The sequence below is a fragment of the Chryseobacterium sp. L12 genome (genome assembly GCF_056133985.1).
On the sequence record NZ_JBVYOF010000020.1, the window covers coordinates 17,044 to 33,934 of the forward strand.

The following is a 16,891-nucleotide window of genomic DNA, read 5'->3' on the forward strand; positions in this document are numbered from 1 at the left end:
TATTTTATCTTTCACAACTCGAAAAAAATCACGATATTTGTAAGCATTTTTATTAAAAAAATAATCTAAAGAAGCTGCAGGCAAAAACCAGGCAGCGGTTAGCTAAAAATATGAGTCAAAAACAATATACAGCAAGTAGTATTCAGGCATTGGAAGGAATGGAGCACGTTCGTATGCGTCCTTCCATGTACATTGGTGATGTAGGTTTCAGAGGTCTTCACCATTTGGTTTATGAAGTAGTAGATAACTCAATTGATGAGGCTTTAGCAGGATACTGTGATACAATTTCCGTAAAAATCAAAGAAGGAAATGCCATTGAGGTGATGGACAACGGTCGTGGTATTCCTGTAGATTTTCACGAAAAAGAGCAGAAATCTGCACTTGAAGTAGTAATGACCAAGATTGGTGCGGGTGGTAAGTTTGATAAAGATTCTTATAAAGTTTCCGGAGGTCTACACGGAGTTGGGGTATCTTGTGTGAATGCTCTTTCCAATGAGATGGTGACTACAGTTTACAGAGACGGAAATGTTTATCAGCAGATTTACTCTAAAGGTAAAGCACAAACTGAAGTAGAAGAAATCGGGAACAGTGACATCAGAGGAACGAAGCAGTTTTTCAAACCGGATGATACTATTTTTACTGAATTAGTTTATAATTATGATACACTGGCTACTCGTTTAAGAGAGCTTTCATACCTTAATAAAGGAATTACGATTACGCTTACTGACGAAAGAGAAGCACTTGAGGACGGATCTTTCAGATCTGAAGTTTTTCATTCTGAAGGCGGATTGAAAGAATTTGTTGAGTTTATTGACGGAAACCGTGAATCAATCATGGAAAGTGTGATTTTCATGGAAGGTGATCGTGATGATATTCCTGTGGAAGTTGCCATGCGTTACAACACATCTTTCAGCGAAAACCTTCACTCTTACGTTAATAATATCAATACCCATGAAGGGGGAACTCACTTAGCGGGTTTCAGACGTGCTTTAACGAGAACGCTTAAAAAATATGCGGATGATTTAGGAATTCCGCAAAAGGAAAAAGTAGAAATTACCGGCGATGATTTCCGCGAGGGATTAACGGCTGTAATTTCTGTAAAAGTAATGGAGCCTCAGTTTGAAGGTCAGACCAAAACAAAGCTTGGGAACTCTGAGGTTTCCGGAGCTGTGGATAAAATTGTTGGGGAAATGCTGACCAACTTTTTGGAAGAAAACCCTAACGAAGCGAAGCAGATCGTACAGAAAGTTGTTTTGGCAGCTAAAGCAAGACAGGCAGCAAAAAAAGCCAGAGAAATGGTTCAGAGAAAATCTCCGATGGGAGGTTCTGGTCTTCCCGGGAAACTTTCTGACTGTTCTTCAAAGGATCCGAACGAATCCGAATTGTTTTTAGTAGAGGGAGATTCTGCTGGTGGAACGGCTAAACAGGGACGTGACAGGCATTTTCAGGCAATTTTACCATTAAGAGGTAAGATTTTGAATGTTGAAAAATCTATGCTTCACAAAGTGTATGATAATGAGGAGATAAAGAATATCTACACGGCACTTGGTGTTTCCGTAGGAACTGAAGAAGACAGCAAAGCCTTAAATATGTCCAAGCTGAGATACCATAAAATCGTTATCATGACCGATGCGGATATTGACGGTTCTCACATCTCGACATTGATTCTTACATTTTTCTTCAGATTTATGAAAGAATTGATCGAAAATGGATATGTTTATATTGCACAGCCACCTCTTTATCTTTTGAAAAAAGGAAACAAAAAAGTTTATGCTTATAACGAAAAAGAGCGAGAAGAATTAACTCTGGAAATGTCACCGGATGGAAAAGGAGTAGAAGTACAGCGTTATAAAGGTCTTGGAGAGATGAATCCTGAACAGCTTTGGGAAACTACTCTTAATCCTGAAAACAGAATTCTGAAACAGGTGACAATTGATAATGCAGTTGAAGCTGATAATGTATTTTCTATGTTGATGGGTGATGAGGTACCGCCACGAAGAGAATTCATCGAAAAAAATGCTAAATATGCCAAAATTGATGCATAGCATTTTTTTGAAATAAAAATTAAAAGGTTTCACAGTTCTGTGAAACCTTTTTTATTTTCAGTCTTAATTATTTGGTTTTATTTAACTTTTTCTTAAGAATTTTTTTATTTTTGGGAAAAATTCTAACCTTGATGAAAATTTGGTGTCTCGGGGCGCTTTCAATGGCGTCATTATACTATGCTCAAAATTATCCTGTTTCTTCAATCAGTGATGTTTTAAAGAAAAATGCAAGTGCGGTAATCAGAAATGAAAGTACTGTACTTGAAATTAATAAAATTGATGAAATCGTTTATCATAATTCTTCTGCAATTACGGTTATCAATAAAGATGCAGTCGGATTTTCTACTCCCAAAATTTATTACGATAAAGGGAACTCCATTTCAAATATTAAAGTGATTTTATATGATGAAAAGGGAAACAAAGTAAAAACTTTTTCTAAAAGCGACTTCAACGATATAGCTGCCAATTCGCAAGGATCGTTCTATTCAGATAATAGGATGATGTATTTGTCTTTTACTCCTACATCGTTTCCGTACACAATAGAGTTCAGCTACGATCAGAAGGATCAGAATACGGTTTTTATTCCGGACTTTACTCCATACCATGATTTTAATATTTCACTGGAAAAAAGCAGTTTTAAAATCATCAACAAATCAGGAATCAATCTTCGCTCAAAAGTATATGATTCTCCTTTCAAATTTGCTGCCGTAAATTTATATGATGAAAGTGGGGCTAAAATTTACAGCTATCAGAATATTCCTGCTATTGACAATGAAGATATGGTTCCCAATCCTCAGAAAATATTGCCTAAAGTAAGTTTTTCGCTGGATCAGTTCAGTCTTGTAGGGAAAAAAGGGAATATTACAACTTGGAAAGATTTTGGGCTTTGGTATTACAATAATCTATTAACTCCGGTTTCGGTTTCAACGCCACAGATTAAATCTGAAATTGCTGCGCTTAATTTATCGGGATCTACAGAAGAAAAAGTAAAAAAAATCTACCAGTATATGCAAAGCAAAACACGATATGTTTTCGTTGCTTTGGGAATTGGAGGTTGGCAGCCGATGATGCCGGATGAAGTTCAGAGAAAAGGATATGGCGACTGTAAAGGTCTTACCAATTATATGAAAACGCTTTTGGATGAAGCCGGGATAAAATCTTACTATGCAATTATTAATTCTAACTCATCGCCGATAAGCTTCGATACAGAGTTTCCAAAAATGGGAGGCAATCATGTCATCCTTGTAATTCCTACCGAAAAAGGAAATATCTGGCTGGAAAATACTTCTCAGGAAATTGCGTATAATCATTTAAGCTACAGTACCACAGACAGAAATGCTTTAGCCGTAAAGCCTACGGGAATTGAGATTCTTGAAACTCCAAGTTATAGTTCTGAACAAAATAAAGAAAAACAGATTTTAAACATCAAGATCAATCCTGATAAAACCATTTCAGGAAACGGAAAATTTTCCTATACCGGAAATCAGTATGATTTTAATCTCTCGTATGCTTCTCTGGGACAGCAGGATAAAAATAATGCAGTAAAAAATGCCATTTCTACACTGCATTTGGAAAATGTTGAAATGTCTAATTTCAAAAACAACAGAGATCTTGCAACTATTGATTTTGATCTGAATTTTAAAGCAGTCAATTATTCTAAAATGGTAGGTTCCAGCTATATTTTCCGTGCTGTTCCTATTTACGCCAATGCTGCTTTTCATAAAGATGAAAACAGAAATCTTCCGTTTGAAAACAGATTTGCGTATCAGGATGAATATGAAATCATCTACGAAGTTCCGAAAGACTACATTATCGAAGAAATTCCTGACAACGGAAACATCACTTCCGATTTTGGAAATTATAAAATTTCTTATGAAAAGAAAGATGATAAGCTGATTGTAAAAAGGATATTTGAAATGAAAAAAGGGCTTTATTCGAAAGAAAAATATAACGATTACATCAATTTCAGAAAAAAAGTTCTGAATGCAGATAATTCAAAAATTCTTATTTCTAAAAAATCTTAATCAGATACAATATTAAAACAATTAACTACGATAACAAATTATAACATGAAAGGGTTTATTAAAGTTTTCTTCTTCTCTATGAGCATTACTTTATCTGCACAAAATCAGCAGTTTTTGAAGGTGCCTAAATTTAATAAAGAAGATTTGACCAAAGAAAAATCGTCTGTTGATCCTAAAGCTCCTGCCGAATTGCTTTACCGCTCAGTACATTACAGAATTGATAATAGCAACGGATATCTTAAAAAAAATGTAATTTACAGAGTAAAGATTTATGAAAAAGATAAGTCTGAAGAATGGCATAATCTGGAAATTTCATTATTTGACAACAATTCCGGTGACAGAGAAGTTCTAAACAATATCAAAGCGGTTGTTTATAACCTGGAAGGAGATAAAGTCACCGAAACGAAAGTTGAGAAGAGCTCTAAATTTAAATCTAAAGAAAATAAATATTATACTGTCAATAAATATGCATTTCCTAATATCAAAAACGGATCTGTAATAGAATATCAGTATGAAGTTTCTTCTCCATTCACTTATGAAATTCCGCTGACTTATATTGAGTTGGATATACCTTCAGTTTATACAGAATATGTTTTTGATACTCCGGTTCAGGTTTCTTATAGTGTAGATTTCACGGGAAGTTTAAGCCCTAAATATAAGGTTATGAAAGAAGACGTTCTGTACGGTTCACAGCATAAAACATATCGTTTCGGATACGATAATCTAAAAGGATTTAAGACTGAAAAATATGTAAAGAATAATGATAACTACAGAACTAAAATCAGAGCGGAACTGCATTCTACTTATTTTGGAGAAAATTTAAAAATGTATACTTCAACATGGGAAGATATCAGAAAAAAATTATGGGATCACGAAGATTTTGGCTCGCAGTATAAAAAAGACCGTTTGGTAAAAGACGTGATGCCCGCGGGAATAATGGATGAGAAAAACGAACTCAACCGTGCCAATAAAATTTTAGATCATGTAAAGGCAAATTATACATGGAATTACAACAACGGTTTTTATGCAGAAAACGGAATCAGAGAGGTTCTCAAAACAAAGACAGGAAACACAGCCGATCTTAATCTTTTATTGATTTCAATGTTCAGAAGTGCAGGAATCAGCTCTAGTCCGATTTTAATTTCCACGGTTAAAAACGGAGCGCTGAATCTGGGTTTTCCTAATTTGGGTAACTTTAATTATGTAATTGCAGGAGCAGAAATTGATGGTAAATTTTATCTCTTTGATGCTACTTCAAAACAATCTCAGGCAAATCTTTTACCTTCAAGAGTGTGGAATAATAATGGACTTCTTATAAAAGATGATAAGGCAGAGGTAATTAGTATGTTTAATGCAAAAATGAGTTATGCCAACCTTACAGCAAAAGTGAAATTCAATGAAGATGGCTCAATATCCGGAAGGTATTTTGACCGTGACGCCGGACTTTTAGCATTGAATGCTAAAGAAAGCTACGACGAAAATCCTGATAAATATAAAAAGCAATACAAAGAGAACTTTTCACAGGATTTTACCGATATTACTTCAACTGTTCTGGCTAATGGAGACTTTGAGTCTAAAATGAGCTTCAGTTCTCAGAACCTTATTGATAACGTTGGAAAAAAGAGAATTTTCAATCCTCTTCTGTTTCTTAATCAGTCTGGAACAGATTTTAACGAAACCGAAGAAAGAAAATATATGATCAACTTTGTGTCGCCTTTTGTAAGAGTGAAAAAAGTTGAGATAGAAATTCCTGAAGGTTATACCGTTTCAGATCTTCCGAAAAGCAAAAAGATTACAACAGATGATAAAGAAATTTCCTACTCTTATATTGTAGAAAATAAAGACAACAAAATTTTTGTAACATCAGAAGTGAAGATTGCAAGTGCAGATTATCCTAAAGAATATTATCCCGCATTCAAGCAAATCTGGAAAGTTATTTCAGAATCTGAAAGTCAGGTAATGAGCTTGATCAAAAATTAGCAATTTTCACGTTATATGTGAAAAACTGTTTAGATTTGCTGTATATTAAAAACACTAAAGATATCTTTGGTGTTTTTTTATGTAAAAAATCTCACATCGATTTGTGAATAATTTGAAATATTTCATCTTAAGAACTTTATAACATCTTAGATTGAGAATTATCAAAAATATTTTAATTTTAATAAAGTAAAACAAAAACTACAATCGTCATAGCAATATGGAGGTTGTCGAAAAAATATCAATGCCACAAAAGGAAAAAGAAAGCATCATTTCTCAGACTGTATCTAGTTACGGAGGTAAACTGATGTCTTTCATCCGTCCTAAAGTAAAAAATACCGAAGATGCAGAAGATATTCTGCAGGAAGTCTGGTATCAGTTCAGCAGTCTTACCAACCTTTCTGAAATTGTGAATGTTGGTGGATGGCTCTATAGAGTAACGGCAAATAAGATTACCGACAAATACAGGAAGAAAAAAACAGAAAATCTGGAAGACTTTGTTTATGAAGATGAAAACGGTGAATTTTCTATTAAAGATATTCTGCTGATGGATGAAAGTGCCGGTCCGGAAATCAAGATGTTTCAGGATGAAATCTGGAAAAAACTTTTTGAGGCCCTGGATGAGCTTCCCGAAAAACAAAGGCTGGTTTATACAGAAAACGAGCTTAATGATAAAACTTTACAGCAGATTGCAGATGAGCAGGGTGAAAATATTAAAACAATTATCAGCAGAAAAAACTATGCGGTAAAGCATCTAAGAAACCGATTGAGAAAATTATACGAAGATTTAAACAATTAAAACTGAAAATGAAAAATAAAAATAAATATCGAAAAGGTTGGTGGTTCTGCATTATTTTATGTCCTCCGATTATTTTCTTGTTGATTTCATGGATTGTCATGTTGCTGTGGAATTGTCTTTTGCCGGAAATTTTGGGTGTTAAGGCAATCAGTTTTTGGCAGGCAATGGGAATTTTGGTACTAAGTAAAATTCTGTTTGGCGGTTTTCATGGGAAATTCGGACAGGGGATGAGACAGATGAAAGAAAAACATCTTCAGCATAAAATGGAAGGAATGACACCAGAGGAAAAAGAAAAATTCAAAGAAGTCTGGAGACAAAAATGTTCCGGAAGTTTTTTTAACAAAAATAACGAGTGATTTTAATTTTTGAAGTAGTAAAAGTAAAATTAAAACAGATTCGTCTTTATAAAAAAGTAGTAAAATTTAAAATTAAGAAATGAAAAATTCAGTAGTAAAGGGTGCTTTAGGAGCGCTTGCTGTAGCAGGTATTGCTATGATTGCTAAAAAAGCAATTCAGAGAAAAAAAATTGTGAAAGGTATTTTTGAAGAATACGGAATCAAAGAAAAATCTCCTTTTGGTTTTGCGGATAAAATCAGAGAGATGAATGATGAGGATTATCAGGAATTAAAAGGAAAACTGAAAAAAGAATTTGCTTCAAAATGCTGTAAGAAAGAGTTTAAAAAAGAAAATTTTGTTGAAGCATAATTTTTTTAATAACTAAATTGAAATTGTTGATTTCGCCCCGAAAAGCTGAGCTTTCGGGGCGAATTTTTATAAAAATTACCATATTCAAATATGCTTACATAAAAATGAAATTCCTTATTTTTGTAGGATTCAATGAAAGATTACTATTATTTTCTCGGGATTTCTCATGATGCTTCAGAAGAAGACATCAAAAAATCATACAGAAAACTTTCACTAAAATATCATCCTGATAAAAATGAAAACGATGTTTTTTTTGCAGACCGTTTTCGTGAAATTCAGGAAGCTTATGAGACGCTGAATGACAGAGATAAAAGAAAGACTTACGATCAGAATCTGGAAAATCATCAGAAAAGTTTCAGGTATAATATTCCGCCTTCTATTAAGACATTTACCGCCAATAAAATTCATGCTAAGAAAGGGGAGGAGATTATCCTCAACTGGCAGACTCAGAATGCAGATGTGGTGAAGGTTTTGCCTTTCGGACTGGAGAAAGCTTACGGTGAAAGAATTTTCAAAATTACTGAGTTTAAAGACGGGAAATTCCAGATTCTGCTTCATGCAACCAATTCACTGCTGCACAAAACTGTGGTGCAGGGAATTACCATTACAGAAGTTTTTGAAAAAGACGGGGAGAAATTCAGAGATAAGGCAGAAGATTTATTCAAATCTCAGCCAAAAACTGCTGCAAATCCATCCGGTCAACCGAAAGTTTTTAGAATTATTGCGGCTGTAATTTTGCTTTTGCTGGCAATTTATTTTCTCATCAAAAGCTTTAATTAAGCCATTTTTTTCCTTCCTGGGCATTTTTTGCATCTTTTGCCTTTCTTAAATTTTTTACAGCAGGATTTTTTTTCACAAAACATCTCTTCGTTTCCGGATGACAATGCCGGAGTCAGAGTCGGAACTTTAAAAGGAATAATTGCATTCATGTGACAAATATATTAATTTAGAATAAATATAATTAATTTTTTTTACTGATTTTTCACCATGATAAATCTATAAGAGCTATTGACGAAATTTAACTGTAATGATCTGATTGTTAACTAAACATTCATCTATCATTTCCGTATTCATAATCTATTTTGATTGTATGATTCTCTATTGTATAGTCATTGGAAAAAGCGTAATTTTACGAACCTTTTTTACAATCAAAATCTAATATAAAAAATGAATACAGAACAGTTTGTGAGCCGTCACATCTCCCTTAATGAAGCCGATAAGCAGGCAATGTTGGAAAGAATTGGCGTTTCAGATATTGAGGAATTAATTTCTCAGACCATTCCTTCGTCTATCCGTTTAGAAAAGGATCTTGAAATTTCGGAACCGCTCTCGGAATACGAAATGTTGAATCATTCTAAAGAGCTGGCTTCTAAAAATACAGAATTTACAAGCTACATTGGGTTCGGATATTACAACACCCTTCTTCCTTCAGCTATTCAGAGAAATATCTTTGAAAATCCGAGCTGGTATACTGCTTATACACCTTATCAGGCAGAAATTGCACAGGGCAGATTAGAAGCTCTTCTTAATTTCCAGACTGTTGTGTGTGATCTTACGGGTTTTGCTTTGGCAAATGCTTCATTGCTGGATGAATCTACAGCTGCTGCAGAAGCAATGCATATGTTTTTCAACAACAGAAGTAAAGACCAGAAAAAGTCAGGAGCCAATAAGTTTTTTGTATCTGACCTGGTATTACCACAAACCGTTTCTGTTCTAAAAACTAAAGCACAAGGTTTGGAAATCGAAATTGTAATAGGAGATCACCAAACTCATTCTTTTGATGAGTCTTATTATGGTGTTTTGTTACAGTATCCGGGTAAAAACGGAATTGTTCTGGATTATACCGAAAATATTTCTGAATATAAAAAGCTGGATTTGCAGGTTGTGGTTGCCTGTGATCCGATGGCATTGGTAAAATTAAAATCTCCTGCTTCTATGGGAGCAGATTGTGCTGTAGGAACTACTCAAAGATTTGGGATTCCAATGGGGTACGGTGGTCCTCATGCGGCTTTCTTTGCCTGCAAAGAAGATTATAAAAGAGATATTCCGGGAAGAATCATCGGAGTTTCTCAGGATGCTTACGGAAAACGTGCGTTGAGAATGGCATTGCAGACCAGAGAACAGCACATTAAAAGAGAAAGAGCTACATCTAATATCTGTACAGCCCAGGTACTTCTGGCTGTAATGGCGGGAATGTACGCTGTATATCACGGACCAAAAGGTTTAAACTATATTGCAGACCAGATTCATTTTAAAGCAAATGCTTTGAATAATGGTTTGAAAACTTTAGGCTATCATACTGTCGAAGAGCCGATTTTCGATACTGTAAAAATCCTGATGAGTGAAGATGATAAAGCAAGACTGATGAGAATGATGAAAGATCATAAAATCAATCTTAATTATTTCACTGAAGGAGTGGTAAGTATTGCCATCAATGAAAGTACAACCATTGAAAAGCTTAATTATCTGATGACTTCTTTTGCTAGTTTTAAGGATAAACAGGCTTTTAAATTAGAACTTAAAGAAGAATACAGCATTCCTTCGGATATTCTGAGAAAAGACGAAATTCTTACGGAAGAAGTATTCAATAAATATCACACGGAAACAGAATTGATGCGTTACATCAAGCGTCTCGAAAGAAAAGACTTGTCTTTAACGCATTCTATGATTTCTTTAGGATCTTGTACCATGAAACTAAATGCGGCTACTCAGATGCTGCCTCTTTCTTGGGATAACTGGGGAAGTGTGCATCCTTTTGTGCCGGTAGAGCAGGCGAAAGGATATCAGGAAATGATCCATGAGCTGGAAAAAGATCTTGCAGAAATTACAGGTTTTGCAGGAACTTCTTTACAGCCAAATTCAGGAGCTCAGGGTGAATATGCAGGTTTGATGGTGATCAGACAATATCATATCTCAAGAGGTGAAGGTCACAGAAATGTAGTTTTGATTCCTCAGTCAGCGCACGGAACCAATCCTGCGTCTGCTGCAATGGCAGGAATGAAAATCGTAGTTGTTAAGAATCTTGAAAGTGGTGAAATTGATTTTGAAGATTTGAAAGCTAAAACAGAGCAGCATTCTGCTAATTTATCTTGTGTAATGATCACTTATCCTTCTACTTATGGTTTCTTTGATGCCAATATTAAGGATATTACAGGTTTGATTCACGAACATGGCGGACAAGTGTATATGGACGGAGCCAACATGAATGCTCAGGTTGGTTACACAAGTCCGGGAAATATTGGAGCGGATGTTTGTCACCTGAATCTGCACAAAACTTTTGCCATTCCTCACGGTGGAGGAGGTCCTGGAGTGGGTCCGATCTGTGTTGCGAAACATTTAGTTCCATTCCTGCCAACCAATGCTAATATCAATGTAGGATCTAAAGATGCTATTGACGGAATTTCAGCAGCGCCTTACGGATCTGGTCTGATTTTGAATATTTCTTACGCTTACATCAAAATGTTGGGAACTGTTGGCTTGAAAAAGTCAACCGAACATGCAATTCTTAATGCTAATTATCTGAAAGAAATTTTGGCTGAACATTTCCCTATTTTATATTCTAACGAAAACGGAAGAGTAGCTCATGAATGTATCGTAGATTTCAGACAGTTTAAATCTTTAGGAGTTGAAGTTGCAGATGTAGCGAAAAGATTGATGGATTATGGTTTCCATGCTCCTACAGTTTCTTTCCCTGTTGCAGGAACATTGATGATTGAGCCTACTGAGTCTGAAGGCAAGGCAGAAATAGACCGTTTTGCAGAAGCTCTGATTGCTATTAAGCATGAAATTGATGAGATTGCTAACGGAGAAGCAGATCCTTCAAACAATGTATTGAAAAATGCACCTCATACAGAGCAGATCGTTGTTTCAGATTCTTGGGACAAACCATATAGCAGAGAAAAGGCAGCTTATCCTCTAGATTGGGTAAGAGATCACAAATTCTTTGCTTCAGTTTCCAGAGTAGATGAAGCGTATGGCGACAGAAACCTGGTTTGTACCTGTGAGCCTATTGAAGCTTATATGTAATCAGATTGCAGATAATTAATAAATTGAACCCTGAAAATCAATATTTTCAGGGTTTATTTTTTAGATTTAATGCTAAAAAAATCCGGGAAAAACCGGACTTTATAATTAATAAAAATTATTTTTTTATTTAACCAAAGTATCGAAAGGAGCCAGTTTAAGATCATCAGATTTTACCTGCTCAAAATAAGAAGATTTGCTGTTGCCTTTCAGTTTTTTCATTGCTTTAGAAGCTGCAAGAAAGTCGGTATCAACTTTGGTAGCAATTTCTGTCGGCTTAAAATCCAGCTTTACAGATTCGTCTTCTACTCCCAGATAGCCATTTTTCTTTGTAATATAATTTACGTAGTTATTATAGTTACCTAAAGTATTTCTGAAATACAAAGTATGATAATTCATGCACTTTGTAGATTTTTTTGGCTTGTTGACAATGCAGCTCGCCATATTGCCTCTGTAAAGGTCAAATTCCAAAGCAACAGTTTCATATTCTTTTTTCAAAGCAGCTTTACCATTCGTATAAATAGAACTATCACCTTGCGCTTCACTTATTTTTTTAAGATGTTCCAATACGACAGGAACGGTGTTTTCAATTTTTGATTTTGCTTCAGTTACAGATCCAAAAACTGAGGATGACTGTGCTGAAACCACATTAAAAAATAATAGTAATAATACAGAAAATAGCGAATATCTTTTCATGAGTAATTTTTAAAGCACTAAAATAAATATATTTTCTCATTTTAGCCGTATTCATTTTGATTTTATTTAATATAATTTAACAAATTTTAAGGATTTTGCCTAAAAGTGTGTGTTTTTATATTAACTTGAAATTAGATTAGCCATAAAATCAGATATTACCTTTAATTTAATTATTTGATAATCAGCAAAATATGTAATTTTAACAATTTATAACTATAAAAATAGTTGTATGGATTAAAATAATTTCTACATTTGTATAACTAATTGATTAGTGATAATAATTTGAAAGAATAAAATATTACAATAATTAAAAACTTTAACCATCATGAAATATTTAACAATTTTAGCTTTATATTTTGGATTGAATGCTGACACTAATTTTGAATATAAAAATCTTTTGGGCTCATGGAGTCAGAAATCTATTGCCAATACAAAAGATACGGGAGTATTTATTTTCAGGGCAGACAGCACAGCTTCTTTCGAAATGAGAAAAGGAAATACAGATCATCTCATTGCAGGAATGGAAGGTCCTTACAGCATTGGCAGATCAAAAGGTATTTTGAAAATTTCAATGTTGGGAAAAGAAAAAGTTTTTAAACTAATCAAGTTATCAAAAGATTCCTTAATTTTTACCAACGTACTTGAGAACAGAGAACCGCAGATTTTCGTGCGAATCAAATAATCATTTAATATAATTTAATTAAAATAATGAAAATCCAGACTTTAACAAAAGCAGAAGAACAGGTAATGCAGTTTTTATGGAAAATACAAAAAGGTTTTCTGAAAGATGTTTTGGATTTGTACCCAGAGCCAAAGCCTCATACAAATACGGTTTCTACGATCCTGAAAGTACTGAAAGACAAAGAATTTGTAGATTATGAAGTTTTTGGAAGACAGCACCGGTATTTCCCTTTGATTACAAAAGAGCAGTATTCGGGTAAAACTATGAAAAATCTTGTGAAAAATTATTTCAAAGGATCTTATAAAAGTGCCGTTTCTTTTTTGGTTGAGAAAAACGAAATGAGTGTTGAAGATCTGGAGATGCTGCTTAATGAACTTAAAAACAAAGATTAACGATGGAAACTTTCTTTTTTTATTTAGGTAAAGTAATTCTGTGTTCCGGTGTAATGTTTCTGTATTATCAGTTGTCTTTAAAAGACAGAACATTTCATCATTACAACAGGTTTTATCTTTTATCGGCAATGGTAATCTCCATTTTACTGCCTTTAATAAAAGTAGAAGATTTTACCATTGAGGTGAGCAATAATCTGTTTTTGCTGATCAGTCAGTTTCAAAATATAAACCAGGAAAAAACTATAAACAATGACTACATTTATCTTACAATTATTTTTTCAGCTCTGGGAGTGGTTTCTCTCTATTTTTTAGCAAAATTTCTCTACGGAATTTTCAGAATCCGACAGCTGAAATCCCAGTTTAAAAAGGAAAGCTTTGAAGGGGTAAACTTTTATCAGACCGATCTTTCGGAAGCTCCTTTTTCTTACTTCAAAAATCTTTTTTGGAAAAATACCATTATGCTGAATTCTGATATAGGAAAACAGATTCTGAAGCACGAAATGGTACATATTGAGCAGAAACATTCTGTTGATAAAATTATTGTGGAAATCATTACTTCTGTATTTTGGTTCAACCCGTTTTTTCACATCATCAAAAAAGAAATTAACCTTATCCATGAATATCTGGCTGATAAAAAAGCCGTAAAACAATCGGACACTAAAGCATTTGCGCAGATGCTTTTGGCAAGTCACTTTTCCGGAACACAGTTGCCTGCAACAAGTCCGTTTCTTAGTTCAAACCTCAAAAAAAGACTTAAAATGTTACAGAAACCTAAAACAAAATTCGGGTATGCGCGAAGGATTTTTGCCTTACCAGTGCTATTTACCGTTGCTTTTGCCTATATGGTAAATGCTAAAAATAAAGAAATTAAGGAAACCAATACTGAAATTGATAAAGCAGTTGCAGAGATTAAGAAAGATACGCTGTCTCCCAAAAATGAAATTGATCAGATCGTAAAACTGCAGCAGGAAAAAATTTTAAAAGCCAGTGAAAAGCTGAAAGTTCAGTCCGAAAAGCTGAAAACATTAAGTGAAAAATCAAAGGAGAAAGCATCTGAACTTCAGAAAATTGCCAAAGAAAAAGGCGATAAAAGTTATGAATTTGAATTGAAAGCTAAAGAATTAAAACAGCTTTCTGGTGAAATGGATAAAATTGCCCGCGACAAACAGTTTTCTGCAGATTTTGAAGATTTACTTAGCAGAAGAGATAAAATACTGGCAGAAAAAGATGCAAAAGTTATTCTTAAAGATCTGAGTTTTAAAAGAGTTTTTCCAGATGGAGATAATTATAAAATAAGTGTAAATGGAGAAAGTATCGACTTTGATAAATTGTTTGATTCTAAAGAGTTTAAAGATTTAGGTTTAAGCGAAGATAAAATCAAAGCAATAAAATCAAAATTTAATTCACCTGAATTCAAAGAGAAATTTGATCGTATAAATAAAGTTTATATAAACGGGAAGGATCTGTCTCCCAATGTTGAAGAATTAAGAAAAATTTCCAACGGATTTAATCTTTTTGACGGCACAAACAGCTTTTCTAAAAAAGAGCTTACCAAAAAAGAAAAAAGAAAACTTGAGAAATTGACTAAAGAAAGAGCAGAAGCTGAGAAAAAACTCCAGGAAATAAGAAAGCAGCAAAGAGAATTGCAGGGAAACCCATGGATGCTTTCTGTTGATGCTCATGCGCCTAAAAATATAGTGAAGTCAAATTATTCTATAAATTTTGAGAATGATAATACTAAACTACTCGCCGCTGCAAAAAAATATAAGGAGATAGAGAGAGCAACCATTCTCAAATCTAATTTTGAAGATGATGCCATAATCTATATCAACGGAAAAATTGCTACAAGAAATGAAGTAGACGCTTTAAGTCCTAAAGAGATTTCAAAAATTAATATTAATAAATCGAACAATAATGGTGATAGAAAAAATGAAATTCGTATAGAAACAAAATAACTTTAATGATACAAAAACTATTTGCCTTCCCGATTTTATTCTTAATTCTGTTTTGCAATGCTCAAAATAAACGCTTCAGCTACGAATACCGCTTTATTCCGGATTCTGCTAATATTTCCGATGTAAAAACCGAAATGATGAATCTTGATGTTTCATCTGAAGGATCCAAATTCTACAGTTATACTGTTCATGAAGGTGATTCTGTGGCAAAAGCCGAAATTGCAAAACAATTGGAAACAACGAGAATGATTAAAATGAGAGCAGATATGCATAAAGGATTAATTAAGTATTCGGTTACTAAAAAATATCCTAGCTATGATGTGGCTTTGCATTCTAAAATTTTTCTGGATCAATATAAAGTGGCAGAAACAAGACCGATGAAATGGAAGATCATTTCAGAAAACCAAAAGATCGGGAAATGGAATGCTCAAAAAGCAGAAGCAGATTTTGCAGGAAGACATTGGATAGCTTGGTTTACAACAGAAATTCCTATTCAGGACGGACCTTACAAATTTCACGGTCTTCCGGGACTGATCGTAAAAGTTGAAGACCAAACAAAGTCGCACCAATTTACATTAAGAGCTATCAAAAGCATTGGTTCAGCACCTATAATTTTAAATTTTAATAAAGAAATTCCTGTTAATTTAAAACAGTTTGAAAAACTTACTAAAGACTACGAAAAAGATCCCACAAAAGGATTGAAACAAATGCAAATGGGAGGCTTTACAATGATTATGGAAAGCGGACAGAACAATCATATGAAAGATCATGAAGCCCGTTTAAAAGAAAGATTTAAAAAAAATAACAACAGAATAGAGCTTAATACCGTACAATAATGAAAAAAATATCTTTAGCTTTAATGATCGTATTCGGATTTTTCAGTTTTGCCCAAAACCGTTTTTTCTATGAGTACAAGTTTATTCCGGATTCTACTAATAAAGCTGATATAAAAAAAGAAATGATGCTTCTGGATATTGATAAAAACGGCTCAAACTATTACAGTCAGGACAAATTTATCGCAGATTCTACCATGAAAGCTGATATGGAAAAACAGCTGAAAGCAGCTTCAGGAAATTTCACCATCAACCGTACCGAAAGACCGGGACAGGTTGCGTATAAAGTCACTAAAGCTTATCCTGACTTTAAAACTTTTCTTTTTCTGAAAATTTCTACAGACAGTTATAAAATTGAAGAAGATCAAAAACCGGAATGGAAAATACTTCCGGAAAAGCAGAAAGTAGGAGAATACAATGCCCAGAAAGCGACTACGACATTCGGGGGAAGAGAATGGACGGCTTGGTTTTCCACCGATCTTCCTTTTCAGGACGGACCATATAAATTTTACGGGCTTCCGGGTCTGATTGTAAAAATTGAGGACAAAACAGGTTCGCATTCGATGACTTTGGTAGGAAATAAAACCTTTCAGATCGCAAATAACGAAGAACCTCAGCTTCCGCAGGGAATTCAGCTCTTCGGAATGGGCGGAAAAGATGTCGAAACCAACAAAAAACAGTTTAACCCAAATTCCGCACTAGAAAAAAAAGAGAATTTTAGAATTCTCATATCCAACTGCGTAGCAGTAGAAAAAAAAAA

General features: G+C 34.0%; 14 protein-coding genes. 13 read left to right on the forward strand and 1 reads right to left on the reverse strand.

The window, feature by feature from the left end; translation table 11 throughout:
- Nucleotides 1-110 precede the first annotated feature (110 nt).
- From gyrB to gcvP, 8 genes are all read left to right on the forward strand, one after another.
- Nucleotides 111-2,045 carry a DNA topoisomerase (ATP-hydrolyzing) subunit B gene (gene gyrB / locus AC0NBN_RS12730; protein ID WP_143883550.1) on the forward strand — a complete coding sequence of 645 codons (1,935 nt, stop codon included), beginning with the start codon at nt 111-113 and terminating at the stop codon, nt 2,043-2,045.
- Between the two features lie 131 nt (nt 2,046-2,176).
- Nucleotides 2,177-4,069, forward strand: a complete 1,893-nt coding sequence (locus tag AC0NBN_RS12735; protein ID WP_160813920.1) for a DUF3857 domain-containing protein — start codon at nt 2,177-2,179, stop codon at nt 4,067-4,069.
- A 78-nt stretch (nt 4,070-4,147) separates the two neighbouring features.
- On the forward strand, nt 4,148-6,049 hold the full coding sequence (locus tag AC0NBN_RS12740; RefSeq protein WP_474468527.1) for a transglutaminase-like domain-containing protein: 1,902 nt from the start codon (nt 4,148-4,150) through the stop codon (nt 6,047-6,049).
- A 217-nt stretch (nt 6,050-6,266) separates the two neighbouring features.
- Entirely contained in the window at nt 6,267-6,845 is a 579-nt protein-coding gene (locus tag AC0NBN_RS12745) for an RNA polymerase sigma factor (protein ID WP_143883553.1), read from the forward strand.
- Nucleotides 6,846-6,853: 8 nt separating this feature from the next.
- Nucleotides 6,854-7,201 carry a hypothetical protein gene (locus AC0NBN_RS12750; RefSeq protein ID WP_160813922.1) on the forward strand — a complete coding sequence of 116 codons (348 nt, stop codon included), beginning with the start codon at nt 6,854-6,856 and terminating at the stop codon, nt 7,199-7,201.
- A gap of 79 nt (nt 7,202-7,280) precedes the next feature.
- Nucleotides 7,281-7,550 (forward strand): hypothetical protein, encoded by a 270-nt coding sequence (locus AC0NBN_RS12755; RefSeq protein WP_143883555.1) that lies wholly within the window; start codon nt 7,281-7,283, stop codon nt 7,548-7,550.
- 132 nt (nt 7,551-7,682) lie between these two features.
- Complete coding sequence (locus AC0NBN_RS12760; protein WP_160813923.1) at nt 7,683-8,330, forward strand: DnaJ domain-containing protein; 648 nt, start codon at nt 7,683-7,685, stop codon at nt 8,328-8,330.
- A gap of 387 nt (nt 8,331-8,717) precedes the next feature.
- On the forward strand, nt 8,718-11,576 hold the full coding sequence (gcvP, locus tag AC0NBN_RS12765) for an aminomethyl-transferring glycine dehydrogenase (protein ID WP_143883557.1): 2,859 nt from the start codon (nt 8,718-8,720) through the stop codon (nt 11,574-11,576).
- 123 nt (nt 11,577-11,699) lie between these two features.
- On the opposite strand, the gene AC0NBN_RS12770 is transcribed toward gcvP, so the two are convergent.
- Complete coding sequence (locus AC0NBN_RS12770) at nt 11,700-12,269, reverse strand: hypothetical protein (protein ID WP_143883558.1); 570 nt, start codon at nt 12,267-12,269, stop codon at nt 11,700-11,702.
- Between the two features lie 325 nt (nt 12,270-12,594).
- On the opposite strand from AC0NBN_RS12770, the gene AC0NBN_RS12775 reads away from it, so the two are divergent.
- The 5 genes from AC0NBN_RS12775 to AC0NBN_RS12795 form a co-directional block, all read left to right on the forward strand.
- On the forward strand, nt 12,595-12,951 hold the full coding sequence (locus AC0NBN_RS12775; RefSeq protein WP_143883559.1) for a hypothetical protein: 357 nt from the start codon (nt 12,595-12,597) through the stop codon (nt 12,949-12,951).
- A 26-nt stretch (nt 12,952-12,977) separates the two neighbouring features.
- A complete protein-coding gene (locus AC0NBN_RS12780; protein WP_143883560.1) occupies nt 12,978-13,343 on the forward strand; it encodes a BlaI/MecI/CopY family transcriptional regulator in 366 nt (121 codons plus the stop codon).
- Between the two features lie 2 nt (nt 13,344-13,345).
- Nucleotides 13,346-15,298: a M56 family metallopeptidase gene (locus tag AC0NBN_RS12785; protein ID WP_143883561.1), complete on the forward strand. Its 1,953-nt coding sequence runs from the start codon at nt 13,346-13,348 to the stop codon at nt 15,296-15,298.
- Nucleotides 15,299-15,303: 5 nt separating this feature from the next.
- On the forward strand, nt 15,304-16,134 hold the full coding sequence (locus tag AC0NBN_RS12790) for a GLPGLI family protein (protein ID WP_143883562.1): 831 nt from the start codon (nt 15,304-15,306) through the stop codon (nt 16,132-16,134).
- Nucleotides 16,134-16,891 (forward strand): GLPGLI family protein (locus tag AC0NBN_RS12795; RefSeq protein ID WP_474468532.1); only part of this gene is annotated, 758 nt, incomplete at its 3' end. The genes AC0NBN_RS12790 and AC0NBN_RS12795, both read left to right, overlap by 1 nt.

What these genes read in the sequence shown, in the direction of transcription:
- AC0NBN_RS12790 (WP_143883562.1), top strand. Translation starts at nt 15,304, where the DNA reads ATGATACAAAAACTATTTGCCTTCCCGATTTTATTCTTAATTCTGTTT.
- AC0NBN_RS12760 (WP_160813923.1), top strand. Translation starts at nt 7,683, where the DNA reads ATGAAAGATTACTATTATTTTCTCGGGATTTCTCATGATGCTTCAGAA.
- gyrB (WP_143883550.1), top strand. Translation starts at nt 111, where the DNA reads ATGAGTCAAAAACAATATACAGCAAGTAGTATTCAGGCATTGGAAGGA.
- AC0NBN_RS12785 (WP_143883561.1), top strand. Translation starts at nt 13,346, where the DNA reads ATGGAAACTTTCTTTTTTTATTTAGGTAAAGTAATTCTGTGTTCCGGT.
- AC0NBN_RS12750 (WP_160813922.1), top strand. Translation starts at nt 6,854, where the DNA reads ATGAAAAATAAAAATAAATATCGAAAAGGTTGGTGGTTCTGCATTATT.
- AC0NBN_RS12780 (WP_143883560.1), top strand. Translation starts at nt 12,978, where the DNA reads ATGAAAATCCAGACTTTAACAAAAGCAGAAGAACAGGTAATGCAGTTT.
- AC0NBN_RS12775 (WP_143883559.1), top strand. Translation starts at nt 12,595, where the DNA reads ATGAAATATTTAACAATTTTAGCTTTATATTTTGGATTGAATGCTGAC.
- AC0NBN_RS12735 (WP_160813920.1), top strand. Translation starts at nt 2,177, where the DNA reads ATGAAAATTTGGTGTCTCGGGGCGCTTTCAATGGCGTCATTATACTAT.
- AC0NBN_RS12745 (WP_143883553.1), top strand. Translation starts at nt 6,267, where the DNA reads ATGGAGGTTGTCGAAAAAATATCAATGCCACAAAAGGAAAAAGAAAGC.
- AC0NBN_RS12755 (WP_143883555.1), top strand. Translation starts at nt 7,281, where the DNA reads ATGAAAAATTCAGTAGTAAAGGGTGCTTTAGGAGCGCTTGCTGTAGCA.
- AC0NBN_RS12770 (WP_143883558.1), bottom strand. Translation starts at nt 12,269, where the DNA reads ATGAAAAGATATTCGCTATTTTCTGTATTATTACTATTATTTTTTAAT.
- AC0NBN_RS12740 (WP_474468527.1), top strand. Translation starts at nt 4,148, where the DNA reads ATGAGCATTACTTTATCTGCACAAAATCAGCAGTTTTTGAAGGTGCCT.
- gcvP (WP_143883557.1), top strand. Translation starts at nt 8,718, where the DNA reads ATGAATACAGAACAGTTTGTGAGCCGTCACATCTCCCTTAATGAAGCC.